At 60.8% G+C, this 3013-nt stretch carries 3 protein-coding genes and 1 pseudogene; 3 read left to right on the forward strand and 1 reads right to left on the reverse strand.

What is annotated here, in order from left to right; all coding sequences use genetic code 11:
- Positions 1-48: 48 nt before the first annotated feature.
- The 3 genes and pseudogenes from thiM to psiE form a co-directional block, all read left to right on the forward strand.
- Positions 49-726: pseudogene (gene thiM, locus Q7O77_RS16370) on the forward strand (hydroxyethylthiazole kinase); the annotation flags it as partial.
- Positions 723-1526 (forward strand): bifunctional hydroxymethylpyrimidine kinase/phosphomethylpyrimidine kinase, encoded by an 804-nt coding sequence (gene thiD / locus Q7O77_RS16375; RefSeq protein WP_304169751.1) that lies wholly within the window; start codon positions 723-725, stop codon positions 1524-1526. The pseudogene thiM and the gene thiD, both read left to right, overlap by 4 nt.
- A 180-nt stretch (positions 1527-1706) precedes the next feature.
- Positions 1707-2114, forward strand: a complete 408-nt coding sequence (psiE, locus tag Q7O77_RS16380; RefSeq protein WP_304169753.1) for a phosphate-starvation-inducible protein PsiE — start codon at positions 1707-1709, stop codon at positions 2112-2114.
- A gap of 21 nt (positions 2115-2135) precedes the next feature.
- Here the strand turns inward: psiE and yegS are convergent, their stop codons facing one another.
- Positions 2136-3011 carry a lipid kinase YegS gene (gene yegS, locus Q7O77_RS16385; protein WP_304169755.1) on the reverse strand — a complete coding sequence of 292 codons (876 nt, stop codon included), beginning with the start codon at positions 3009-3011 and terminating at the stop codon, positions 2136-2138.
- Positions 3012-3013: the final 2 nt, after the last annotated feature.

Genomic DNA, 3013 nt, shown 5'->3' on the forward strand with positions numbered 1-3013 from the left:
CGAGATTCGCCTTAGTCTCGTGGGCTCGGAGATGTGTATAAGAGACAGGCCAATGTGCTGCTGGCGCTGGGCGCGTCTCCGGCGATGGTGGTGGAGCGCAGCGAAGCCGCCCAGTTCAGCGCGTTGGCCGATGCGCTGCTGATTAATCTCGGTACGCTGGAGCCGGTCCGGGCGGATGCTATGCGGTCTGCCGTGACGAGTGCCAATCAAGCCGGTCGGCCCTGGGTGCTGGACCCGGTCGCCGTCGGCGCGCTGACGTTTCGCAGCGACTTCGCCCGTGAACTGCTGGCGTTGCGGCCTGCCGCCGTGCGCGGCAACGCCTCCGAAATTCTGGCGTTGTCCGGCGCGGATTCGCAGGGACGCGGGGTGGATAGTGGCAATACCTCGTTGGTCGCGTTGCCCGCGGCGCGCGAACTGGCCCGACGCTGGTCCGTTTGCGTGGCGGTGACGGGCGACGTGGATTATGTCACCGACGGCGAGCGTGACTGGGCTGTCGCGGGTGGAAATCCGCTGATGACCCGCGTCGTCGGCACCGGCTGTGCGTTGTCGGCTGTCGTGGCGGGGTTTTGCTCGCTGCCGGGCGACCGCCTGCAGCATATTGCCGCGGCCTGTGCGGTGATGTCCGAATGTGGGCAACGCGCCGCCGAAGGCGCGGTCGGTCCCGGCAGTTTTATCCCGCGGTTTCTGGATCAGCTGTTCATGACGACGGAGGCGGCCGCAGAATGAAACGGATCAATGCATTGACGATTGCGGGCACCGATCCCAGCGGTGGCGCGGGTATTCAGGCCGACTTGAAAACGTTCTCCGCGCTGGAAGCCTATGGCGCCAGCGTGGTGACGGCGCTGGTGGCGCAAAACACCCGTGGCGTGCAGTCGGTTTATCGTATCGAACCTGACTTCGTAGGCGCTCAACTCGACTCGGTGCTGAGCGATGTGCGGATAGACTGCGTCAAAATTGGCATGTTGGCCGAGGCGGATATCGTGGAGATCGTGGCCGAACGGCTACGCCGCTATCCGGTGCCGTTCGTGGTGCTGGATACGGTGATGCTGGCGAAAAGCGGCGATCCGCTGCTGCAACCGCAGGCGATCGCGTCGCTGCGCCAACGGTTGTTGCCGCAGGTGTCGATCATCACGCCGAATCTGCCAGAGGCGGCGGCGCTGCTGGGGTGTCCGATCGCCGAGAATGAAAACGCGATGCGGGAACAGGGCGAAGCGCTGCTCGCGTTGGGCTGTCAGGCGGTATTGATGAAGGGCGGCCATCTTGCCGGCAGCGAAAGTCCGGATTGGTTGTTTACCGTTGGGGCGCCGCCGCAGCGTTTTTCGGCGGTTAGGGTCAATACCCGCCATACTCATGGTACGGGCTGCACGCTATCGGCGGCGTTGGCGGCATTGCGTCCCCGTTGTGACAATTGGTCGGCCTGCGTGGCCGCTGCCAAAGCTTATCTGCAAGGGGCTTTAGAACAGGCAGATACGCTGGAAGTCGGGCAGGGGATAGGACCGGTGCATCATTTTCACCGCTGGTGGTGATGCCTATCTCTGCGGAAGATGAGATTTACATGGACAGTCATAGGGGCTACCGGTAATTTTGTGATCGGCGTCAGGTTTTTCCGGCCGATTCACGACGTCCATAAGGGCGTCGCACACAGCAATAGCAGTCCGCCGCCGGCGTAGATGCAGAAAAATGAAGGATGGTAAGGAGTCATGTGCATGGCAGGTTCATCGCGTTCGATCATGATCGCCAAAGGGTTACAAACGATACTCAATATAGGTTTACTGGCTCTCGCTATTATTCTGGTGGTGTTTTTGGGTAAAGAGACGCTGCATCTGGCCAAGGCATTGATGGTGAGCAGTGAAAAGGATTCCACCTACCTGCTGATTGAAAGTCTGGTGGTATATTTTCTGTATTTCGAATTTATCGCGTTGATTGTGAAGTATTTTGAGTCGGGCTATCACTTCCCGCTGCGCTATTTTGTCTATATCGGGATCACCGCCATCGTGCGGCTGATTATCGTCGACCACAAGAACCCCACCTATACCCTGATCTACGCGGGCGCGATCTTGATTCTGGTGGTGACGCTGTATCTGGCGAACAGTCAGCGCCTGCGACGCGAATAGCGGTGTCCCGACCCCGGTCGACTACTCGCGCAGCAGCGGGCAAGGGCTGGGGAAACGGCAGCGCAGCGCTTCCGGCACCACTTCGATACGGAAGTGGTTGTCGGTCAGCGGTTCGCCATCCAGATTGAACGTCATCTCATTCGGCGCGGTGATTTCCAGCCACGGCAGGGCAGTCGTGATCATGTTGGGATTCTCGCCGCCCGACATCAGCGCCTGCATCATATTCGGCAATAGCTCCTTCGCAGACAGCACGCGCAGTTGCAACAGCCCGTCATTCAATACCGCCTCCGGGCACAGCTGCTGTCCGCCTCCCGCCTGACGACCATTGCCGATGGCGATGACCAGCGTATCGCCCTCCCAGTCAAAATCCGGTCCTTTCACCTGACAGCGTTCGGCTTTCAGGGTGTCGATGCGCAGCAGCGCGTTCAGCACGTAGGCCGCGCCGCCCAGCGCCGATTTCATGGCGGCGGGGGTTTCGGTGGTGATGCGGGTGGCAAAACCGCCCGTCGCCATGTTGATAAAGTAGTGGCGGTCGTTGACCCGGGCCAGATCGATGGCGGTGGCGCGGCCCAAAATCGCCAGCCGCAGCGCCTGATGTAGGTCGGTGGGAATCCGGCAGCTGGTGGCGAGATCGTTGGCCGTACCCAACGGCACAATGCCCAGACACGGACGGTGTTCCGCTTCCTGATGCGCCAGCGCCACGGCGACTTCATTGATGGTGCCGTCGCCGCCGGCGGCGATCACGTTGTCCGCCTCCAGGGCTATCGCCTCATGGATATAGCGCAGCGCGTCGCCGTGTTCCCAAGTGACGCGCACATGCAGAGGATAACCTTCTTCGCGCAAGGCTTTCACCGCCTGACGCAGTTCGTCATTTTGGCTGCTTTTGCCGTTTAGAATGA

The organism is Lonsdalea britannica, assembly GCF_946477055.1.
In the GTDB taxonomy this organism is placed as follows: domain Bacteria; phylum Pseudomonadota; class Gammaproteobacteria; order Enterobacterales; family Enterobacteriaceae; genus Lonsdalea; species Lonsdalea britannica_A.

Coding starts and splice junctions, on each gene's coding strand:
- thiD (WP_304169751.1), top strand. CDS start 723: ATGAAACGGATCAATGCATTGACGATTGCGGGCACCGATCCCAGCGGT.
- psiE (WP_304169753.1), top strand. CDS start 1,707: ATGGCAGGTTCATCGCGTTCGATCATGATCGCCAAAGGGTTACAAACG.